We start from the raw sequence: 19,361 nt of genomic DNA, 5'->3' as shown, positions 1-19,361 counted from the left end.
AATCGCACATGAACATGCAATGCAGTTCAAGGGCCGATTTATTCAATTTCTCAACAGCAACGTGCGTGACGGCCTGCTGTCGACATGACATTTCCGCCGAGTTTTGCGCTTCTTATGCGACGGCCTCGGCTAGGGCTTTTGCAAACCCGCATCATCGACGAGAATCGCGGCGGCTTCGTTCAGCAAGACGTCCTTTATTTTGTGACGGGCGTTTTCGATGGCGAGATCAGCCTTGAGGCTGCGCTCATCTGATCGCATGCCGTCGTCGTCGCCAAGGTCCACGTCATCATTTGTCTGCTTGCCCGCCTGGAGACGATTTGCCTGGGCGGTCAACTCATTTCGACGTTCGGCCTCGTTAAGGGACACGACACCTTTTTCGCGTTGCGCCTTCAATTTGGCGATGTCTTCGACAATCTGTTGGAAATCCGGATCTTTCTGCGCGCGCGCGTCATGGCGGCTTTGCAGTTGCGGCAGCAATGCCGCTATATCACCGGTTGGCTTGTAGTTTGCGGGTTTGATCTGCGTCCACGGCAGCGCATTGTCATAGCTCGTCTCGCCAAAGCTCTTGGGGTCGAAATATCCTGGCAAGCTGATATCGGGCGTCACGCCGCGCAACTGTGTCGTACCACCGTTCACACGGAAGAACTGCGCAACCGTCAATTTCAGCTCGCCGAATTCCGGTTTGCTGTTATGGACCACCTGGTCGAGATCGACCACGGTCTGCACTGTGCCCTTGCCAAAACTGGGTTCGCCGATGATCAAGCCCCGGCCATAGTCCTGGATCGCTGCGGCAAAAATCTCGGAAGCCGAAGCAGAGCCGCGATTGATCAAGACTGCGACCGGACCTGTCCAGGCCGGCTTTGCAAGGTTGTCGCTTTCCACTTTTATCTTGCCGTCGGAATCGCGCTGCTGAACCACCGGGCCTTTGCCGACGAACAGGCCCGTCAGATTAATCGCCTCGGTCAGCGAACCACCGCCATTATTGCGCAAGTCGATCAGAACGCCGTCGACATTGTCCTGCTTCAGTTCACCCAGAAGCTTGGCGACGTCGCGGCTTGCGCTTCTATAATTCTTTTCGCCATTTCGCATGGCTTCGAAATCCTCATAGAAACCCGGCAGAGTGATCACACCGATTTTGCGCGTGGCATCTCCATCCTTCACGGACAGGATGTCCTTCTTGGCGGCCTGCTTTTCCAGGCTGATTTTGTCGCGCGTCAGGCTTATCAAATGATGACCGCCATCTGGCCCGACATCCGCCGGCAGGATGTCCAGGCGTACGATGGACTGCTTCGCGCCCCGTATCATCTGCACGATTTCATCGAGCCGCATGCCCACGACTTCCTTGATCGCACCGTCCTTGCCTTGACCGACGCCGACGATACGGTCTCCGACCGAAAGCTTGCCGGACAGCTGCGCCGGGCCACCGGGAACGAGCTCGCGGACCGTCGTGTAGTCATTGCGTTCCTGCAACACGGCTCCGATGCCGACCAGGGAAAGCTTCATGGAAATATCGAATTCTGCCGAAGCTCGCGCGCCGAAATAGTCCGTGTGCGGATCGACGGTCGTCGTGAAGGCCTCCATGAATAGCTCGAATACGTCCTCGCTTTTGGACTGGTAAGCGCGCTCGAGCGAGGTTTGATAGCGTTTGTCGAGGATATCGCGAATGACCGCGTCAGTCTTGCCGGCCAGTTTCAACCGCAGCCAGTCACCTTTGACGCGTTTGCGCCAGAGGTCATCGCTTTCGGCTTGCGTTTGCAGCCAGGGGCCTTTGTCGCGCAGAAGGGAGTAGTCTTCCTTCACATTGAAATCAAAGTTCTGCGTCAACAGGTTTCGCGCATAATTCATTCGGTCGACAGTGCGCCGGTCATAGGTGTTGAAAATTGAAAACGGGATCTGCAGGTCTTCTGCCTTGATGGCATCGTCAATCCTGGCGCTGTTGGCCATGAAACTATCGATGTCGGCCTGCAGAAATATCATTCGGTCCGGATCCAGGGACTTGATGAACCGGTCCATGATTTTAGCCGACAGGGCATCGTCCAGCGGAACGGGCCTGTAGCTGTATCGCGCAAGAAATTGTGCACTCAGGTCGGCGGCTTGCGCCTGCGCATGTAGCGGCACCAAGACAGGCGGCGATCCCGCGTCCAGAGCATATGCCGACGGTGCAATTGCCAGGAACACACCAAGCAAACCATAACGTGTACGCATTCAGCTTCGATCCTATTTACAATGTCGAGTCATCTGCAGGAAATTGGCGTGACAAATATGTTTTTTTAGTAACGGCAGACAAGTGCTGTGCCAACCCAGATCGTTCAAACTGGCGTTCAAATCGCTGCCACGCCTTGAGAATCGAGCTGCAGACCCTGCCAAAGCGTTGAAAATAGCTGGCGAAGCTCCTGCTATCGCGCCGCCCGGACCGATATCCTGGCGACTGCACGGCGGGAATCAGCTCCGCTTGTTCGACCAATTCGACTGTCGGAGAAGCGCTCAGCTTCACACCGACAGCGCGGTCATAGATTGCAATGCGTTCGGCTGCCGTCGGACTTGAAGAGTAAAGCAAGCCATCATCGGCGAAAGAATCATAGACTGCTTCGCTGGGCTTCCGGCTCTCGCGATGCGCCCCGGCGCACCGATCCAGCATGCGAATCCGTCGTTTGATCCATCCGGGACCTCGTCGATGGCCACGCGCCCGAAACGCGGATAGGCAAAATCATTAAATTGTTTTCGTTATAAACCTTCATACCAATCCGCGTGGTGTCGGATTCCAGGAGGTCCTTCAATGCGCCGTCCAAACATAAAGTCCAGTCTGCTGGTGATATTTTGTGGTGTAGCCGTTCTTTTCGGTCTCATCGCATATCTCGCAATCGATGGTCTCAGAAAAACAAACGGCTCTACCGAAGAGATCGCCAATCACTGGCTGCCGAGTGCGCAGGCTTCGCGCTTCATCAACTTCAGCATGGCGAATTTGCGCGTCGCCTACCGCGATCACATCATTGCACAATCGGAAGCGGACAAAAAAATCCGCGAAGAGGCCATCGTAAAGGCAGAGGATACACTGCGCAATGCGATAGATGCCTACGCCTCGCTCGCGTCGTCGGATCGGGAGCGTGAATTGATCAATGGGATCAAAGCAAGCGTCCAAGGTTATATCGGCTGTGCTCCGAAACTCCTGGCCCTGTCGCATGCCAACAAAACCGGAGAAGCCGGAAAATACCTCGGCGGGGAGATGCGCACGTTTTCAGACAAGCTGAAAGAGCTCACGATGGCCTTGGTGGACCTGAACGTCGAGGGCAGCAAAGAGGCTGATCAGCTCAGCAGGACGACCTACGCCTCCGTAGAGTTCGATCTGTTTGTCGCGATTGGCATTGCTGGCTTGGTCGTTCTCGGCGCAATTGCCTTCGTGCTGAAGAGCATTGCCAATCCCATCAGCCTGATTACCGCCGCCATGCGGCGACTTGCTGAAGGAGACAGCAGCTCTGATATTCCATTTGCCGGCCGCGCCGACGAAATCGGATCGATGGCGGCAGCGGTAGAGGTTTTTCGTCAAGCCGCAATCGCAAATAAGCGGATGGAAATGGAAGCGGAGAACAGCCGGAAGCAGGCAGACGCCGATCGCGCCGCCACCCAGCAACAGGCAGAGGCCGATGCGACCGAACGCCTGCGAATTGCCACTTCGGGCTTCGCCGGGGGGTTAAGGCAGCTGGCTGCCGGCGATCTCGCCTTTCAGCTCACTGAGGCCTTCGCTCCCGATTTCGAGGCGCTGCGCCACGACTTCAACCAATCCATCACGCAACTCGGCACGGCACTCGGGGCGATTTCCCAAAGCATCACCACGATGGATGATGGGACACGGGAAATTTCCTCGGGCGCGAGCGATCTGTCGAAGCGCACCGAACAACAGGCAGCATCGCTTGAAGAGACGGCTGCTGCCCTGGAAGAGATAACTGCGAATGTCTCGAACTCCAGCAAGCGAACCGAAGAAGCACGTATTGTCGCCACCGAGGCGAACCGGAGCGCCGTCAAATCCGCGGAAGTGGTTGCGCATGCCGAAGAGGCCATGGGTCGCATTGAGAGCTCGTCACAACAGATCTCCAATATTATCGGCGTGATCGATGAAATCGCATTCCAGACCAATTTGCTCGCCCTGAATGCCGGTGTGGAAGCGGCACGCGCCGGCGAGGCAGGCAAGGGTTTCGCCGTCGTCGCCCAGGAAGTCCGCGAGCTTGCTCAACGCTCCGCCACCGCGGCCAAGGAGATAAAGGGGCTGATCCAGAATTCCTCGAAGGAAGTGGAAAGCGGCGTCAAACTGGTGCGCGACACCGGCGAAGCCCTGAAGTCGATCGGCACATTCATTGCCCAGATCAACCAGCATATGGATTCGATTGCGACATCTGCGAAAGAGCAGTCCGTCGGGCTGGGCGAAGTCAATATTGCCATCAACCAGATGGACCAGACCACACAGCAGAACGCAGCCATGGTGGAACAGTCGACTGCGGCGGCCGCCTCGCTGGCGCAAGAGGCTCAAAAGCTTCGCGAGCTTGTCGGCCAGTTCAAGCTCGAGGTCTCGGCGTCCAAGCCGTCCGCAGCGCTTCGCACCATGGCGAGAACGATGGCCAGCAGCTCAGCCCGCCCGCCCTTGCAGTCGGCTGCGCCGCGCCGCGCACCAGCCGTGCAGGGAAATACAGCGATCGCCAAGGACAGTTGGGAAGAGTTTTAAACGCCAAACATCTATCTGACGCTGTTCTGACGGCGCGCGCTCGCAGCGCCGTCAGGTCGCCGACCCCCCAGCCGCCGTCCCTTCCAATATGTCGGCCGGGATATCGTCGAATGATGCGTAGTTCATGTTGTAGAGTTTGGCATAGAGCTTACGGTTCTTCATCAACTGCGCATGGTTGCCGCTTTCGATCAGCTCGCCGTTCTGCAGCACGATGATGCGGTCGGCTTCGCGGATCGTTGCGAGGCGATGGGCGATCACCAGGCCGGTGCGGCTTTCGAGCAGCTTGACCAGCGCCTTCTGGATCAGCATTTCCGTATAGCTGTCGATATTCGCCGTCGCCTCGTCGAGCACGAGGATCTTCGCGTCGGCGACCAGCGCGCGGGCGAAGCTCAGCAGTTGCCTCTGGCCGAGCGAAAGATTGCCGCCGCGCTCGCCAAGCATGCTGTCATAGCCCTCGGGCAGGCGCATGATGAAGTCGTGTGCGCCAACTGCCTTGGCCGCCTCGATCACCTGATCGCGCGTCGCATCCGCCTTGTGGTAACGGATGTTCTCGAACACTGTGCCGGTGAACAGGAACGGCTCCTGCAGCACCATGGCGATCTGCTCGCCGAGTGAATCCTGCGTGACATCGCGCACGTCATGTCCGCCGACCAGGACCTCGCCCTGCTGCACATCGTAGAAACGGTGGATCAGCGACATGCAGCTCGACTTGCCCGAGCCTGTCGGCCCGACAAGTGCCACAGTTTCTCCCGGATTCACCCGAAAACTGACATGCTTGAGGATCGGATGTGCGGGGTCGTAGCCGAAGACAACATCCTTGAACTCGACGGAGCCGTCCATGTCGCGCGACAGCGGCTTGGCATCCGGCGCATCCTTGACGCTGATCGGCACATCCAGCACTTCGGTCAGCCGATGGCCCGAGGCCATGGCGCGCTGCATCACCGAATATTGCAGCGTCAGCGACCGGATCGGGTCGAAGAAGCGCTGGATATAGAACAGGAAGGCGACCAGCACGCCGACGTCGAGAGCCTGTCCGAGGACGCGCGCGCCGCCGATGACGATCACCAGCGCCATGGCGACGCCAGTCAGCGTGTCGACGATCGGCACCATGACCTGCGCATAGCGCGCTGCCGTGAGATGGGCGCGGAGATTGGCATGCGCTTTGTCATCGTAAAGGGTGAAGTTGACCTCCTGCCGATGCATGCTCTGCACGGCGCGGACGCCATGGATGGCTTCCGCCAGTGCGCCATTGGCGACCGAATTGGTCTCGTGTGCTGCCATGAACGATTTGCGCGCCAGGGGTAGCCAGAACAGGCGGACGACGAACAGGACCGGCAGCACGGAGAGTGTCAAAAGCCCGAGCTTGAAGTCGAGCGACAGCATGACGAAGACGATGCCGATCAGCAGGGTGATGTCGCCGACCGAAAGCACCGAAGTTTCGAGGAATTCCTGCATCGAATTGACATCGCCTTGCAGCCGCGACATCAGCCGGCCGACCTCGGTCTTGTCCATGAAAGACAGCGAGACGCGCTGCAGATGGGCAAACATTGCCTTGCGGATGTCGAACAGTACCTCTTCGGCAACGCCGCCAACCAGCGTTTCCTGGGCATAGCTTGCGGCATAATTGATCAGGATCGCCACCCCAAAGGCTATCGCCGCATAGGTGAGCGTCCTGTGGTCGCCCCCCGGCCGCATGCCGTGGTCGATCGCATAGCGGATGATCAGCGGGATCAGGAGCTGCATCGCCGTGAAGGTGAGCACGGCGACCACCGACCAGGCCACCTGTCGCCTGTAGGGGCTGACGAAGGCCCAGATGCGCTTGACGATATTGCTGTCGAACGCGTTGCCGAATATCTCCTCTTCGATGCGGTGCGAGCCGACCACCGCGCGAGGCGGGCGGCGGCCGTCCTCGCGGACATCGCTGCGTTCGGTTTCCTGTTCCTCGGCCATGCTGGTCCCTTCCCCCTTGCCTTAAGCGCTCAAGGCGTCGTCGCCGGGCCGCACTTGCAGATCGTAAAGCGCCCGGTAGCGGCCGCCGGCGGCCAGCAATTCGTCATGCGTGCCGCGCTCGACAATGCGGCCATCCTCGACGAACAGGATCTGGTCGGCATGCATCAAGGAGCTCAGCCGATGGGCGACGATGATCGTCACGCGGTCGGCGGCATATTTGCGCATCGCGGCGCGGATGCGTTGTTCGGTGGCCGCGTCGATCGCCGCCGTCGAATCGTCGAACACCATCACCGCCGGTTTCAGCATCAGGGCGCGGGCGATCGACAGGCGCTGGCGCTGGCCGCCGGAGAGCGACACGCCGCGCTCGCCGACCACGGTGCCGTAACCGGTCGGAAGGCCAAGGACGTAATTGTGCAGCTGGGCACTTTCGCTGGCGCGCTCGATACGCGGCTCCTTCGCCCAGGGGTCGCCATAGGCGATGTTGTTTTCGATCGTGGTGGTGAACAGGAAGGAATCCTGCTGCACCACGGCGACCGACCGACGCAACGACTTCAGCGTCACGTCGCGGATATCCTGCCCGTCTATGGTGATCCGGCCACCGGTGGCGTCGTAGAAGCGTGGGATCAGATGCGCGATGGTCGACTTGYCGCTGCCGGGTGGGCCGACAATGCCGATCGTCTCGCCTCGCCGTGCCTCGAAGCTCAGGTCTTTCAACACTGGGCGCTGGTCGGCGCTCGGATAAGCAAAATCGACATGTTCGAAGCGCAAGGTCCCCTCGCCGACCTTCAGGTCGTTCGCATCAGGCGCGTCGCGGACGGCGATTTCCAGATCGAGCAGATTGAACAGACGCGTGCCGCAGGTTGACGCGCGGGCGAAGGCGTTGACCATCAGCCCGAGCTGCCGCACCGGCATTTGCAGGATGGTCATGAAGGTCAGGAACGATGCGAGCGTGCCGACGGTGATCTCGCCCGCCACGACCTTACCGCCGCCGACCCAGACCACCAGACCCATGGCTGCGAAGAAGGAGAAGGTCATGGCGCTGGTATTGGCAACGCGGATGCCGACGCGGTCATGCGCCAGCGATAGCGCGTGTTTCGACGCCGCCTCGAATTTCTCAAGTTCGTGAGCCTGTGCGGCAAAGGCGCGGACGACCCGGATGCCGCCGAGATTTTCTTCCATCACCCGGGTCAGCACCGAGAGCCGTTCCTGCAGGTCGAGCCAGGTGGCGCGCAGCCGGAGCTGGGTGATGGATGACCGCCAGGCGACGAAGGGCACGAAGCTCAGCGCCAGCAAGCCGAGCACCAGGTCGGTGGTCAACAGCATATAGGCGCCGATGCCGATCAGGATGGAGAGCAGGATCGTCCGGACCAGCGCGGTGGAGAAATACATCCGCACACCTTCGAGATCGAGCAGTCCCACCGTGATCAGGTCGCCGGAATGCACGGTGTCGTGAAAGCTGAAGGACAGCCGCTGGATCTTCTCATAACAGGCGAGCCTGAGCTCGTAGCCGATATGGTGGCCGACCGCCTCGCTGTAATAGTTCTGCACCATGGTGAACAGGCCGCGCAGCACGCTCGCGCCGAGCAGCAGCAGCGCCGTGGTCAGCAACGCGGCCTCAGCTGCCTGCCCCGCCGCGCCGCCGGCTATCACGCCCTGCGTCTGGTCGACGGCATGGCCGAGGAGCCGCGGGATCATCAGCTRGAAAGTTGAGGCGACCAGCGTGGCGCCGATGGCGAAACCCGACTGCCAGGGGTGGCGGAAGGCCATGACGGTGATTCTGACCAGCGTATAGAGGCCCCTGCCCCAGCCCGCTGCATGGACATGCGCACGCGAAGCCGAATGCCTCGCCGCGCGAACTGACGTATCGCTGCTCACGCTGTGATTCCAATGGTGTGTATGTTTGCAACATGATCCGGAAAGACGACGATTCCGTGTTCAACAGCGCCCAATTCGTATATTTGTCAATTTTATCCTGGCTAAATTCTTAGATTGTATTTGGATGAAAATACTATCCATGAGGGAAATGTCTGGCGAGTTGGCTTGGTTGATTGTTGGTGGGCTGTTGTGGTGAATGGGACGTGCAAAACGCGGTTCTAGCGAACGGAGGTGTTCTCACTATCGGCGGCAGGCCAATGGTCCCGGCGATAGTGAAATGGTGCGGTATCGATAGCAGCGATTTACGCGAAATGGGGTTCGGGGTCCACGTGCCTTTTGCAGACACATTCTGCAGTGACGGGCATGAGCATGAGATGCTGGACAGCGAGAAGATTGTTCTCAAAATGCTCCAATACCGCTACGACCGGCCGATTGAGGATGAACCGCCATCCGGATCGGCCGGAGCAACCGCAACGCCGTTGGAGACGTTCAGCCGTGAACTTGATTAGTACCAGCATCGTAGCCGACCGCATCTTAGACTGCCTGGCGCGATATCGCTTTCTCACCATGGCGCAGCTGCTCGATACCGTAGCCGGGGATCAACAGACCGTGCAGTTTCGCCTGGGCGAGCTGGTGACGGCCGGATATGTCATGCGGCAAGAATTCCGCCTCGGACCGACCGCGGACCGTCTGCCCGATATACACTGGCTTTCCAGGTCCGGCGCTCGCCTGATTGAGGACGCGACCGGGGAGCCGGTGACGGTTCCAGACAGCAGCAAGCTCTCGGTGGCGCATATCGCACACCACACGTTGACGGTTTCCACGCTGATAGCGGCCGACGCCTGGGCGCGGCAAACGGGGCAGGCCGTGCCAGAGTTCCGGACCGGCATGGAATCTTCCCGCACGCGCCTTCAGCTCCTCGACAGAACGCCGAACGCAGACGCCGTTCTCGACATGCGTGACCCCGCCGGAAACCGCCGTGTCTACATCGTCGAAGTGTTTTGCAGCCAAGACAGCGAGAGCGGCTCGATGCACCCGATTGAGCAGCTCGAATCTTATGTGTTGAATGCTATGGGCAACACATTGGATGAAGCGGTAGGCGTCGAACAAGGGGGGAAGCCAGCGCGGGTTCTTGTGGTTTGTGATACCTTTGCCCTGCGCAACAGGATTATCAGCACACTGCCGACGCGGCCGGGACTGCCCCCAGTCGAATTTCGCACTTGGGGCAAGTTTCTATTCAAAACGCCAGACGAGCTGAAGGAGTTCGGACGGGGGTGGTGGAAGGTGGACGGCAGTTTGGCAGATTTGCCAATCTTGGAGCGCATATGAAGCCCGTAAACGCGTTTTCACAGCTCTGATATTCAAACGGGCACCAACGAGCCTTGAAAAACAACTCCCTGCGCTGCTCTGTCGGTTCTTGCGCAGCTACGAACAACAACTGAACCGCCATTTGTCGAGAGTGCGCCTGTTTGACTCATAGCATGGAGACTATGAAGCTCATTGCCTCTGCCCTGACCGTCGCTGACGTCACAGGGATTTTCACAATCAAGTGAGTAGGATGGCGGGGCCGAACCCGCTGTGATATCTAGCTTTTCGTAGCTTCATAAGTTTATCGCAACACATCTGGCTCCCTCGATCGAAAGGACGAACCCGTATGTCCGCGTTCAAGCCCTCTCTCGCCCTTGCCGCAGCCCTTGGTTTTCTCGCTTTCCAGGGCATAGCCTACGCCCAGATGCCGGCGCAGCAGCCGGAAGCCAAGGCTTTCAAGGTCGGCTCGCTCGATCTCGTTTCCCTTCATGATGCGCAGTTCACCCCTGCCAATGACGGCAAGACGTTTGGTGTCGGGCAGAAGCCGGAGGCCGTGGCCGATCTGCTGAAAGCCGCCGGCGAGCCGACCAATGTGGTGACGCTCAGTGTCGATGCGCTGCTGGTCAAGTCCGACAAGCGGGTCGTGCTGATCGATACCGGTATCGGTGGCGCCCTGCAGCAGAGCCTCGCACTTTCCGGCACCAAGCCCGAAGCGGTGACGGATATCCTGATCACCCATTCGCATCCCGACCATGTCGGCGGCCTCGTCAAGGATGGTAAGCTCGCTTTCCCGAACGCCACGATCCGCATGTCGCGCGCCGAGTGGAAATATCTTCAGGGCCAGAGCAACATAGCCGATCTGGTCAAGGCGATTTCGGACAAGGTCAAGCCGTTCAAGGCCGGCGCGGAAGTGGTGCCCGGCATCACCTCTGTCGCCCTGCCCGGCCATACGCCGGGCCATGTCGGCTACCAGATCGTTTCGGGCAAGGAGAAGCTGATCGACATCGGCGACACCGTGCATAGCTCGGTTGTTTCGCTCGCCGAGCCGAAATGGGACGTTGCCTTCGATGGTGATCACGCGAAGGCGGAAAAGAGCCGGCTGAAGATCCTGAATCGACTGGCGAAAAGCCAGGAAATGGTGTTCACGCCGCACTTCCCTTTCCCAGGCGTCGGCCATGTCGAGGCTGACGGCGACCATTTCCGCTGGGCGCCGACGTTGACGGCGCAGTGAGCTGAAGGGCGGGTGGGTAAGCCGCTTCACTCAACGAACGCATGAATGCGATGAGGCCCGATCAAAATGGGTGTTATCGGTGCGCCGACAGCGCGCTGTGCTCAGGTTTCCTCGTGCGTCGGCGCAACTGTGAGTTTGAGGCCCAAAGCGGCCAGCATCTTGCTGACAGTAACCATTTGCGGGTTACCGCTTCTTGACAAGGCCTTATAGAGATTGGCCCTGCCGAGATCTGCCTGCTCGGCGACCGCGCGGACGCCGCCCTCCTGAGCCTTTGCCACATGACGCAGACCCTCCTGGAATAGCTTCATATCACCGCTTTCAAGGAACTCCGCCAGATAGAGAGCTGCGTTCTCAGGATCGCGCAGCAATTCGTCACGTGAGCTGAAATCAAACGGTCTACCAAGACGGGTCATGACTTTAGCCTCCTGTTTGCTTCCTCAAGATATTCCCGAGCCTTCGCGATGGCTCGATCCTGATCGTGCTTCGTCGAACCTGCCAGCAACAGCACGATTTTCCCATCCATCACTGAGTAATAAACGCGAAATCCCTGACCGTATGGAATGCGCATCTCGAATAAACCCTTGGCACCAATGATCGATTTCCAATCCCCAAAGTTGCCTTCGGCTGCTCGCCCAAGCCTGGCAAGAATGATGATCTTTGCCTTGTTGTCTTTGATGCCGTCATACCAATCCTGAAACGGGGATTTTCCGTCCGCCGTTTCAAAAGCGATGACCTCGTAATGGCTCATAATATAGTGTCTCTCATGAGAGACACTATATTACAAGTTTTTTCTAGAAACAGATAGGCAATGCTGCTAGGTGCCGGCAATTCCATGTGGGGTCGCCGGTCGCAAGTTGGCGTGAGGATGGATGACGAGCCTTACCGCCGCCGGAATACCGGCTGGCGCTTTTCCTTAAACGCCGCCCTGCCCTCGGCCGCGTCAGCGGTCGCAAAGCAGATTGTCTGTAGATCGCGCTCGTATTCGATCGCCTTTTCCAAAGGCATTGCGTGTGCGGCCTTGAGATTGGCCTTCGCCGTCTCGGCGGCGATGGGTGCGCGCGAGGCGATGGTCTTGGCGATCGAGCGGGCTTTGTCCATCAGTTCGGCGGAGGGCACGACATCGCTCACTAGGCCCCAGGCAAGTGCCTTGGATGCCGGGATCGGGTCGCCGGTCATGATCATCAGGGCGGCGTTCGACATGCCGATCGAATGCGCCAGCTGCGCCGCCATGCCGCCGCCGCCGATCCAGCCGAGCTTGATTTCGGGCGCGGCGAACTGGGCGTTTTCCGACGCGATGCGGATATCGCAGGAGAGCGAGGTCTCCAGGCCACCGCCGAAGGCATAGCCGTTGACGGCGCAGATGGTGGGTTTCAGCAGCGCGCGGATGGCGTCGCAATAGTCAGGCCGGTTGCGGAATTCCCAGGGCGTTTCGTAGGTGTCGAGCTCCTTGATGTCGGAACCGGCGCAGAACGCGCGCTCGCCGGCGCCGGTGACGATGACGCAGCGGATCGTGTCGCTGTCATTGCAGGTCTGAACTGCCTCGACGATGGCGTCGGCCATTTCCGGCGTTACGGCATTGAGCTTTTGCGGCCGGTTGAGCGTGATGACGGCGATGTCGTCTTCGATCTCGAAACGGATATCTTCGGTCATGCGACCACTCCTCAAATCTTCGGCAGGCTGGTGCGGTAGAGCGTATTGAGTGCCTGCACCGTCTCGCGCGCCGGCATATGGTTGTCGAGAGCGTCTCGCAGGAAGGCCGACGCCTTGATCTGGAAGGCAATATAGCCGTCGAAGCGTGGCCGGACATAGGCCGCTTCCAGCGTATCGGCGGTGTCGGCGTAGAAATTGCCCCAGCGTTCGTTGACCGCAGGATAATGCCAGGCCGAGCGCCGCGACGGCTGGCCGTCATGGCTGGGGATGAAATTCGCCTGCGCATCCTCGCCCATCAGCCAGAGCAGGTGCTGCTTGAGCTCCGGCGTGATCTCACAACGCTTGGAGATGCCGATGCCGGTGCCGCCGAGCGTCGAGCCCGGCCGGCCGGCGTGCGTGTCGCGCGGTGCATTGCGGAAGGCGACGCGATGGCCGTTTTCCGGGGCGGAATAATTCACATAGCCGTAGATCAGCGGGCAGAGCGCCACGTCATCATTTCTTGCCATGTGGCCGAGAATGCCGATCGGGTTGAGCGCCCTGACACCCATCGGGCTCTTGTTGGCGAGCCGCTGCATCAGTTCGAAGACGCGGATGCCGGTGTCCTCGGTAATCAGATTGACATTGCCCTCCGGCCCTGCGTCTTCCCCGAAGGCAGCGCAGATCGACAGGAAACTCAGGGCGGCATGCGGGCCGGCGAGCGACAGCGCCACTTTGCCGGTGGAGGCCGACAGGTCCTCGACCTCATCCCACGTTTCCGGCGCCTCGCCCTCGATCAGATCAGGTCGTGTCGCCATCACCTGTGTCGCAGCATCGAGTGGCAGCGCCCAGTGTGCGCCGGCATAGCGATAGCTTTTCAAGCAAGGGCCGATCGTGGCGCGGCCGATCTCTTCCAGCATGTCGATGCCGAACACTTCCTCCAGCGGCCGCAGGCAGGCCTGCGCCACCGCCTCGCCGACATGCGGGTGGTCGAGCACGACGAGATCATAGCGGGCGCAGAGGTCGGCGATCGGGTGGGATTCGAAGCCTTCGAGCGACTGCTTGTCCCAGGCGATGCCGACCAGCCCCTCGGCCCGCGCCTTATCCGAGGCGGCGGCAAGCGCGTTGTAACCACGTGGGTGGTCCCAGGTCAGAGCTTTGTATTGCCGCATGATTACGCCTTCAGCACGCCGACGGCGCCCGATGCCTGGAGTTTCTCGATCGCCGCTTTGTCATAGCCCGCCTCGTGCAGGATATCGACGGTGTGCTCGCCGGTCTGCGGCGCGCCGCGATCGACGGTCGAAGGCGTCTTGGAGAACTTGATCGGGAAGCCCGGCGTCTTCACATGGCCTTCGGTCGGATGGTCATATTCGACGAAAGTGCCGTTGTGGACGATCTGCGGGTCCTTGACCAGATCGGCATAACCGTAGACCGGACCGCACCAGATGTCAGCGGTCCGCAGCGCTGCGAGCCATTCAGCCGTGCTCTTGGTCTTGATCTTGTCACGGGTCTTGGCAAAAATCTCGTCGCGCTTGGTCCAGGTGTCGACCTCGTCACTCATGGTGAGGAAGCTGTCCTCGCCGATGACCTCGCCCAGCGTCTTGAGCTTGGGGAAGGCAATGATGATAAAGCCGTCGGTGGTAGCAAAGGCGCCATAGGGTGCGCGGATGAAGACATGCGCGTGCGGCTCGGCCGAGCGCTTCTGCTGTTTACCGCCGACCGTATGCACGGACAGTTCCTGCATCTGGATCGTGGTGATCGCATCGAGCATGTTGACCTGCACGAGCTGGCCTTCGCCCGTGCGCTCGCGATGCAGAAGTGCTGCCAGCACGCCCTCGAAGGCGGTGTAGGCGGTAATCGCGTCGACCAGATATTGCCCCGCGGCCGTTGGTGGCTCGCCTTCGCGACCGGCGGAGAGCATGGCGCCGGAAAGGCCCTGCAGCACGAGGTCCTGGCCCGGCCAGTTCATATAGGGGCCGGATTCGCCGTAGCCCGACATCGAGACATAGATGATCTTCGGGTTGATCTTGCTAAGCGATTCATAGTCTACGCCCAGCCGCTGGGCGACGCCCGGGCGGTAGTTCTGCAGGAAGACGTCTGCGGTCTTGACGAGGTCGAGCAGCACCTGCTTGCCCTCGGGGTTTTTGAGGTCGATGGCCAGCGAGCGCTTGTTGCGGTTGAGCGACAGGAAGGAGACGTTGACCTTGTTGCCGGTGGCGCCGCCGGCGGCGACATGCCGCTGCCACTCGCCGGTCACCGGCTCGACTTTGACCACATCGGCACCGAGATCGCCCAGCCGCTGCGCGGCAAACGGCCCGGCCATGGCGATCGAGCAATCCAGCACGCGATAGCCAGTCAGAATTCCCATAATCTTCGTCCTTGTTTCAAAAATTCAATGCATGATCCAGCCGCCGTCGACATTCAGCGTCTGGCCGGTAATGAAGCGGGCGTTGTCGGAGGCGAGGAACATCAGCGCATTGGCGATGTCGGCAGGGCTGCCGCGGAATTTGACGGCCTGATGGTCGAGCACATGTTTGGTGTAGCCTTCCGGGTCCGGATGGATCTTTTCGGCATCGGTCGGAAAGGCACCCGGCGAGACCGCATTGGCGGTGATGCCGAAGGGGCCGAATTCCCGCGCCCAGGCGCGCGCCAGACCCACAAGCGCACCTTTCGACTGGACGTAGGGTGCCAGCAGCGCCCAGCCACCGTAGAAGGTGACGCTGGCGATGTTGATGATCCGGCCCCAATTGTTCGTCTTCATATGCGGCAGCGCCGCCTGCACGCAGACAATGCCGGCATCGACATTGATGCGCTGCACCGCTTGGTGCTCCTCGACGGTGAATTCCTCGAAAGGCTTGGAGGGATAGATGGCAGCATTGTTGATCACCACGTCGAAGCCGCCGAACGAGGCCTGGATCTCGGCCAGCTTGATACGCAGGCCCGAAAGGTCGGAGAGATCGAAATCGACGATCAGCAGCTTTTCCGCGTGATGGGCCTTTGCGGCCTCGGCCAGCGCCTTCATTTTCGCCCGGTCGCGGTCGATGACGACGACACGGGCGCCGGCATCGAGGAAATGCATGGTGGTCTCGAGCCCCAGGCCACCAGCGCCGCCGGTGTAGAGGATCGTCTTGCCGGTCATGTCGATCATACCCTGCCTCCGATCGGCAGATGCTTGCCCGACGGCTCGGGATAGTCCTCGTCTGGCTGGGAGGAGAGTGCGCGGATGCGCTTCTCTTCCCGAACAATATCCTCCTTGCTGCCGAGGATGCGGAAGACGGTGTCGTAGTGGCGCTCGTCGCCATGTTCGAGCCAGATCAGCTCGCCATGCTCGTCGGCATATTTCTTGCCGAACACGTGATTGGTCGAGGGCTCGATGCCGAGCGCGTACTGTCCGGACTGCAGGTTCTGCCATTCATACATGCAGGGGAACTGGTCCTTGTGGGTGATGACCTCGAAGCCGATGCCCAGCGCGTCGTTGACCAGCATGACCGGCACTTCGCCATTGGCTTCGGTCGCCATTTCGTGCTGCCAGACCTGTTCATGGAAATTGAGCCGCGGCTTCGGCATGCTGCGATAGCCGACACCTTGCTTGCGATAATCGGCGCCCGCATGGGCAGCCCAGACCACGTCCTTGACCGGCGCGACATAGCGCGAGCCTTCGGCCAGCACCGGGTGGCCGACATTGATGTGGTAGCAGAACATGTGCGGCGTGCGGTAGAAGCCGCGATTGATGACGCGGTCGGAAATCCTGATGTCGTTGGTGCCGGCCTTGATCTCTATGCGGCGGATCATTTCCAGATGCTCGCCGAATACCGTGCCCTGCATGACAGAACCTTCGGCCCAGAGATACAATTCGTCGCCGTCCCAGCGCTCGCCATAGCCGTTGAGGGTCGCGGGGATCGTCGCGACGCGGCCATGCAGCGAATGGCTGACCGTCTTGCGCGGCCCATAGACGAAATGCCCGGCCGGCTCGTCATACATGAAGAGAATATGGTCTAGGCCGCAGGTGATCATCAGGCCGGAAAAGGCTCGCATCCAGGCCAGGCCGCCCTCGCCTTCATATTCGAGCAGGCCCGGATGCTTGAAACCGGACGGCGAATTCCAGCCGATCGCCATGCCGCGATAGTCGCATTCGGCAATGTCGAAGGCACGGTCGATCAGCACGGTGAATCTGAGCCCGGTGCCGCTCCTGAATTCCAGCATGCGGATGCCGCGCTCGACCCCGTCGCCGAGCGTCATCAGCCGCACGCCGGCAAATTGCGAAAACGATCCCGCATGGGCCGCAAGATCACGCCGCGATCTCTGGCCGCCGTATAACTCCACCATGTCTCAACTTCCTTGTGAACCTGTTGTCCAGGCGGGCGGTCAGATTTGTGTCCGGCCGCCCAGTATTTCATTCCATTTGACGGCATCACAAAGGCACCCCCCTCTGCCCTGCCGGGCATCTCCCCCTCAAGGGGGGAGATTGGATGGGGCACTGTCGCGCCTCAAACTACCGTCCAATTCTGCTCCAAACCTTGGCTCAGCATATGATTGTGGCACCAAGCATGCCACTGGCCAATCTCCCCCCTTGAGGGGGAGATGTCCGGCAGGACAGAGGGGGGTATCACAAACTCCCCCGCTACCCTTAGAGCCCGTTCGCCCGCAGCTTGCCATCCAAAAACTGCTTGGCGCGCGGCACATCAGACTCTTCCAGGTGCTCGATGATCACCGGAATGTTCGGGTGCTTCTTCGACAGCAGCTTCAGATAAAGATCATAGTTCAGCGAGCCCAACCCCGGAGCTGGCAGTTCGATTTCGCCGACGCCGCGGAACGTATGGCTTTCGGACGCGTCCGCATCACCGATATCGGCATGCTTCTCGGTCTTGTCTGTGCCGGAGCGCTTGACGTCCTTGGCATGGCCGATCTTGATCTTGTCCTGCAGCGTGTCGAACACCTGGTGCAGGATCTTGTCCATGTCGTCGATATTGTGGGTCTCGAAATAGTTGGTCGGGTCCATCAGCAGGCCGAGACCGGGATGATCAACTTGGGCGAACATCTTGACCGTCTCTTCGACCGAGCCGACGACATTGTTGACATAGGTTTCGAGCAGGAACATCGCGCCGTGGTCATAGGCGAACTGCGAGAGGTCGGCGATGACCTTGCGGCATTCCTCGAAACCCTCTTCCGTCTTGTTCTTCGGGTGGTGTACCCAGTCGGATTCGGTGTTGTAGGTGCCGGTTTCGGAGATCACATAGGGCGTGCCGAGATATTGGGCGTGCTTGATGATTTCCTTGAGGTAGCCGACGCGGCGGGCGCGCTCTTCCTTGTCCGGATGGATGATGTTGGTATAGCCGGAAATGCAGCAGATCGGCAGGTTGTGGTCGCGGAACGTGTCGCGGATCGTCTTGCACTTCTCCGGCGTGATCTGGCCGGCGCTGAGGTCGATATCCCTAAAGTGCATGTCGAGCTGGACGGTGTTGAAGTTCAGCCCGCGGATCTTTTCGGCGGTTTCCTTCAGCGTGTAGGGGAAATAGGCGGTGAAAATACCAGTCTGCATCATGGCGGTAATCCTCCCTTTATGATGTCTCAGATTGCGATTTCGGAAAGTTTGATGGCCCGGCCCTCGTCCATGGAGCGATAGCCCGCTTCGACGAGCGCCATGGTCTTGACGTTGTCGGCGACGTTGAGCACCGGTGTCGTGCCGCTTTTGACGGCATATTGCAGCTGCTCCATCACGCCGATGAAGGCATGCGGGAACCACATCGTCTCCCAGGTCGGCGTGACCCATTTGCCGCCCGTGGTTTTCTTCGAGGCATAGGTGAGCGTCGAAGCGGCGCCATTCGGCCAGCCGATCGAGCCATGCGCCACGCCATCGGTGCCCTCGACGCGCCAGTGGATATAGAACTCGCTATCGAAGCCTTCCTCGCGCGGGCCGGCCCAGACGTCTTCCATCGACACGGCCAGCACGTTGCCGGGAAACTTGATAGTCGAGACGGTGATGCCGTCCTTGTGCTTGAACTTTGTGCGCGGATCGGTGCGGGTGGCGCAGTAGATTTCTTCGGGATCGCCGAACAGGAAGCGCAGCACGTCGAGATGATGGACGCTCATGTTCGACAGCGTCAGCCGGTCGAATTCTTCGAGGAATGTCTGCCAGTGCGGGATCGCGCGCATGTCGATCGTTGCCATGACGATATCGCCGAGCTCGCCCTTGTCGAGGATCTGCTTCAGCACCTGCATCGACTGGTCGTAGCGCATGTTCTGGTTGACCGACAGGATCTTGCCGGCGGCCTTGGCTTCGTCGCGCAGCTTCCTGGCTTCGTCGAGCGACAGCGCCAGCGGCTTCTGCGCCAGGATAGCCTTGATGTGCGGCTCCTTCAGCGCAGCGCGGATCAAAGCCGGCTGCTGGTCCGGCGGGAAAGCCAGGTCGACGATGTCGACATTGGTGTCCTTGATCAGTTCTTCCGGCGTGTCGTGGACCTTCGGGATGCCCCAGCGCACGGCCACCTTGGCGGCATTGGCCCTGGTGCGCGAGGCGATCGCCACGACCGGGAAACCTGCTTCCTTATAGGCGGCGAGATGGCACTCGGCCATGATCATGCCGGCGCCGATCGCGCCGATCCTGTATTCCCTGACCCGGACGTCGACATCCGGCTTGAAACCCTTGGCGTCTGCCAT

17 protein-coding genes are annotated in these 19,361 nt (G+C 60.0%); 4 read left to right on the top strand and 13 right to left on the bottom strand.

The genetic code is table 11. The annotated features are described in order from the left end of the window. Positions 1–129: 129 nt before the first annotated feature. Together AC1DYF_RS28360 and AC1DYF_RS28355 are read right to left on the bottom strand one after the other, a co-directional pair. Entirely contained in the window at positions 130–2,205 is a 2,076-nt protein-coding gene (locus AC1DYF_RS28360; RefSeq protein ID WP_477880679.1) for a carboxy terminal-processing peptidase, read from the bottom strand. A gap of 16 nt (positions 2,206–2,221) precedes the next feature. Continuing rightward, positions 2,222–2,638 carry a hypothetical protein gene (locus AC1DYF_RS28355; protein WP_477880677.1) on the bottom strand — a complete coding sequence of 139 codons (417 nt, stop codon included), beginning with the start codon at positions 2,636–2,638 and terminating at the stop codon, positions 2,222–2,224. Positions 2,639–2,776: 138 nt separating this feature from the next. On the opposite strand from AC1DYF_RS28355, the gene AC1DYF_RS28350 reads away from it, so the two are divergent. After that, positions 2,777–4,714 (top strand): methyl-accepting chemotaxis protein, encoded by a 1,938-nt coding sequence (locus AC1DYF_RS28350; RefSeq protein WP_477880675.1) that lies wholly within the window; start codon positions 2,777–2,779, stop codon positions 4,712–4,714. Positions 4,715–4,765: 51 nt separating this feature from the next. On the opposite strand, the gene AC1DYF_RS28345 is transcribed toward AC1DYF_RS28350, so the two are convergent. Next, positions 4,766–6,664, bottom strand: a complete 1,899-nt coding sequence (locus tag AC1DYF_RS28345) for an ABC transporter ATP-binding protein (protein WP_477880673.1) — start codon at positions 6,662–6,664, stop codon at positions 4,766–4,768. Positions 6,665–6,685: 21 nt separating this feature from the next. Beyond that, complete coding sequence (locus AC1DYF_RS28340) at positions 6,686–8,539, bottom strand: ABC transporter ATP-binding protein (protein ID WP_477880671.1); 1,854 nt, start codon at positions 8,537–8,539, stop codon at positions 6,686–6,688. A gap of 374 nt (positions 8,540–8,913) precedes the next feature. On the opposite strand from AC1DYF_RS28340, the gene AC1DYF_RS28335 reads away from it, so the two are divergent. The 3 genes from AC1DYF_RS28335 to AC1DYF_RS28325 all read left to right on the top strand — a co-directional run bounded on the left by AC1DYF_RS28335 (position 8,914) and on the right by AC1DYF_RS28325 (position 11,078). Further along, a complete protein-coding gene (locus AC1DYF_RS28335; RefSeq protein ID WP_477880669.1) occupies positions 8,914–9,048 on the top strand; it encodes a hypothetical protein in 135 nt (44 codons plus the stop codon). Then, on the top strand, positions 9,035–9,868 hold the full coding sequence (locus AC1DYF_RS28330; protein WP_477880667.1) for a hypothetical protein: 834 nt from the start codon (positions 9,035–9,037) through the stop codon (positions 9,866–9,868). The genes AC1DYF_RS28335 and AC1DYF_RS28330 overlap by 14 nt, the downstream gene beginning before the upstream one ends. 325 nt (positions 9,869–10,193) lie before the next feature. Then, complete coding sequence (locus AC1DYF_RS28325; RefSeq protein ID WP_477880665.1) at positions 10,194–11,078, top strand: MBL fold metallo-hydrolase; 885 nt, start codon at positions 10,194–10,196, stop codon at positions 11,076–11,078. A gap of 101 nt (positions 11,079–11,179) precedes the next feature. On the opposite strand, the gene AC1DYF_RS28320 is transcribed toward AC1DYF_RS28325, so the two are convergent. The 9 genes from AC1DYF_RS28320 to AC1DYF_RS28280 all read right to left on the bottom strand — a co-directional run bounded on the left by AC1DYF_RS28320 (position 11,180) and on the right by AC1DYF_RS28280 (position 19,361). Next, positions 11,180–11,491: an addiction module antidote protein gene (locus AC1DYF_RS28320; protein ID WP_477880663.1), complete on the bottom strand. Its 312-nt coding sequence runs from the start codon at positions 11,489–11,491 to the stop codon at positions 11,180–11,182. After that, entirely contained in the window at positions 11,488–11,826 is a 339-nt protein-coding gene (locus tag AC1DYF_RS28315; RefSeq protein WP_477880661.1) for a type II toxin-antitoxin system RelE/ParE family toxin, read from the bottom strand. Before AC1DYF_RS28315 ends, AC1DYF_RS28320 begins: the two co-directional genes overlap by 4 nt. 131 nt (positions 11,827–11,957) lie before the next feature. Further along, positions 11,958–12,728 (bottom strand): enoyl-CoA hydratase/isomerase family protein, encoded by a 771-nt coding sequence (locus AC1DYF_RS28310; RefSeq protein ID WP_477880659.1) that lies wholly within the window; start codon positions 12,726–12,728, stop codon positions 11,958–11,960. Positions 12,729–12,739: 11 nt separating this feature from the next. Continuing rightward, a complete protein-coding gene (locus AC1DYF_RS28305; protein WP_477880657.1) occupies positions 12,740–13,876 on the bottom strand; it encodes an ABC transporter substrate-binding protein in 1,137 nt (378 codons plus the stop codon). A gap of 2 nt (positions 13,877–13,878) precedes the next feature. Further along, complete coding sequence (locus AC1DYF_RS28300) at positions 13,879–15,072, bottom strand: CaiB/BaiF CoA transferase family protein (protein ID WP_477880655.1); 1,194 nt, start codon at positions 15,070–15,072, stop codon at positions 13,879–13,881. Between the two features lie 24 nt (positions 15,073–15,096). Beyond that, the gene (locus tag AC1DYF_RS28295; RefSeq protein ID WP_477880653.1) at positions 15,097–15,852 is read right to left on the bottom strand and encodes an SDR family NAD(P)-dependent oxidoreductase; all 756 of its coding nucleotides are present in this window, start codon (positions 15,850–15,852) and stop codon (positions 15,097–15,099) included. Continuing rightward, positions 15,849–17,030 (bottom strand): aldose 1-epimerase family protein, encoded by a 1,182-nt coding sequence (locus AC1DYF_RS28290; protein WP_477880651.1) that lies wholly within the window; start codon positions 17,028–17,030, stop codon positions 15,849–15,851. The genes AC1DYF_RS28295 and AC1DYF_RS28290 overlap by 4 nt, the downstream gene beginning before the upstream one ends. Positions 17,031–17,331: 301 nt before the next feature. Beyond that, on the bottom strand, positions 17,332–18,246 hold the full coding sequence (locus AC1DYF_RS28285; protein ID WP_477880649.1) for a sugar phosphate isomerase/epimerase family protein: 915 nt from the start codon (positions 18,244–18,246) through the stop codon (positions 17,332–17,334). 26 nt (positions 18,247–18,272) lie between these two features. After that, complete coding sequence (locus tag AC1DYF_RS28280; protein ID WP_477880647.1) at positions 18,273–19,361, bottom strand: Gfo/Idh/MocA family protein; 1,089 nt, start codon at positions 19,359–19,361, stop codon at positions 18,273–18,275.

The organism is Rhizobium sp. P2_G9 (assembly GCF_056403475.1).
The sequence above is the reverse complement of the archived record's forward strand: the minus strand, read 5'-3'. Positions and strand labels throughout refer to the sequence as shown.

What these genes read in the sequence shown, in the direction of transcription:
- AC1DYF_RS28300 (WP_477880655.1), bottom strand. Translation starts at nt 15,072, where the DNA reads ATGGGAATTCTGACTGGCTATCGCGTGCTGGATTGCTCGATCGCCATG.
- AC1DYF_RS28320 (WP_477880663.1), bottom strand. Translation starts at nt 11,491, where the DNA reads ATGACCCGTCTTGGTAGACCGTTTGATTTCAGCTCACGTGACGAATTG.
- AC1DYF_RS28325 (WP_477880665.1), top strand. Translation starts at nt 10,194, where the DNA reads ATGTCCGCGTTCAAGCCCTCTCTCGCCCTTGCCGCAGCCCTTGGTTTT.
- AC1DYF_RS28295 (WP_477880653.1), bottom strand. Translation starts at nt 15,852, where the DNA reads ATGATCGACATGACCGGCAAGACGATCCTCTACACCGGCGGCGCTGGT.
- AC1DYF_RS28290 (WP_477880651.1), bottom strand. Translation starts at nt 17,030, where the DNA reads ATGGTGGAGTTATACGGCGGCCAGAGATCGCGGCGTGATCTTGCGGCC.
- AC1DYF_RS28335 (WP_477880669.1), top strand. Translation starts at nt 8,914, where the DNA reads ATGCTGGACAGCGAGAAGATTGTTCTCAAAATGCTCCAATACCGCTAC.
- AC1DYF_RS28315 (WP_477880661.1), bottom strand. Translation starts at nt 11,826, where the DNA reads ATGAGCCATTACGAGGTCATCGCTTTTGAAACGGCGGACGGAAAATCC.
- AC1DYF_RS28345 (WP_477880673.1), bottom strand. Translation starts at nt 6,664, where the DNA reads ATGGCCGAGGAACAGGAAACCGAACGCAGCGATGTCCGCGAGGACGGC.
- AC1DYF_RS28285 (WP_477880649.1), bottom strand. Translation starts at nt 18,246, where the DNA reads ATGATGCAGACTGGTATTTTCACCGCCTATTTCCCCTACACGCTGAAG.
- AC1DYF_RS28350 (WP_477880675.1), top strand. Translation starts at nt 2,777, where the DNA reads ATGCGCCGTCCAAACATAAAGTCCAGTCTGCTGGTGATATTTTGTGGT.
- AC1DYF_RS28280 (WP_477880647.1), bottom strand. Translation starts at nt 19,361, where the DNA reads ATGGCAGACGCCAAGGGTTTCAAGCCGGATGTCGACGTCCGGGTCAGG.
- AC1DYF_RS28305 (WP_477880657.1), bottom strand. Translation starts at nt 13,876, where the DNA reads ATGCGGCAATACAAAGCTCTGACCTGGGACCACCCACGTGGTTACAAC.
- AC1DYF_RS28310 (WP_477880659.1), bottom strand. Translation starts at nt 12,728, where the DNA reads ATGACCGAAGATATCCGTTTCGAGATCGAAGACGACATCGCCGTCATC.
- AC1DYF_RS28360 (WP_477880679.1), bottom strand. Translation starts at nt 2,205, where the DNA reads ATGCGTACACGTTATGGTTTGCTTGGTGTGTTCCTGGCAATTGCACCG.
- AC1DYF_RS28355 (WP_477880677.1), bottom strand. Translation starts at nt 2,638, where the DNA reads ATGCTGGATCGGTGCGCCGGGGCGCATCGCGAGAGCCGGAAGCCCAGC.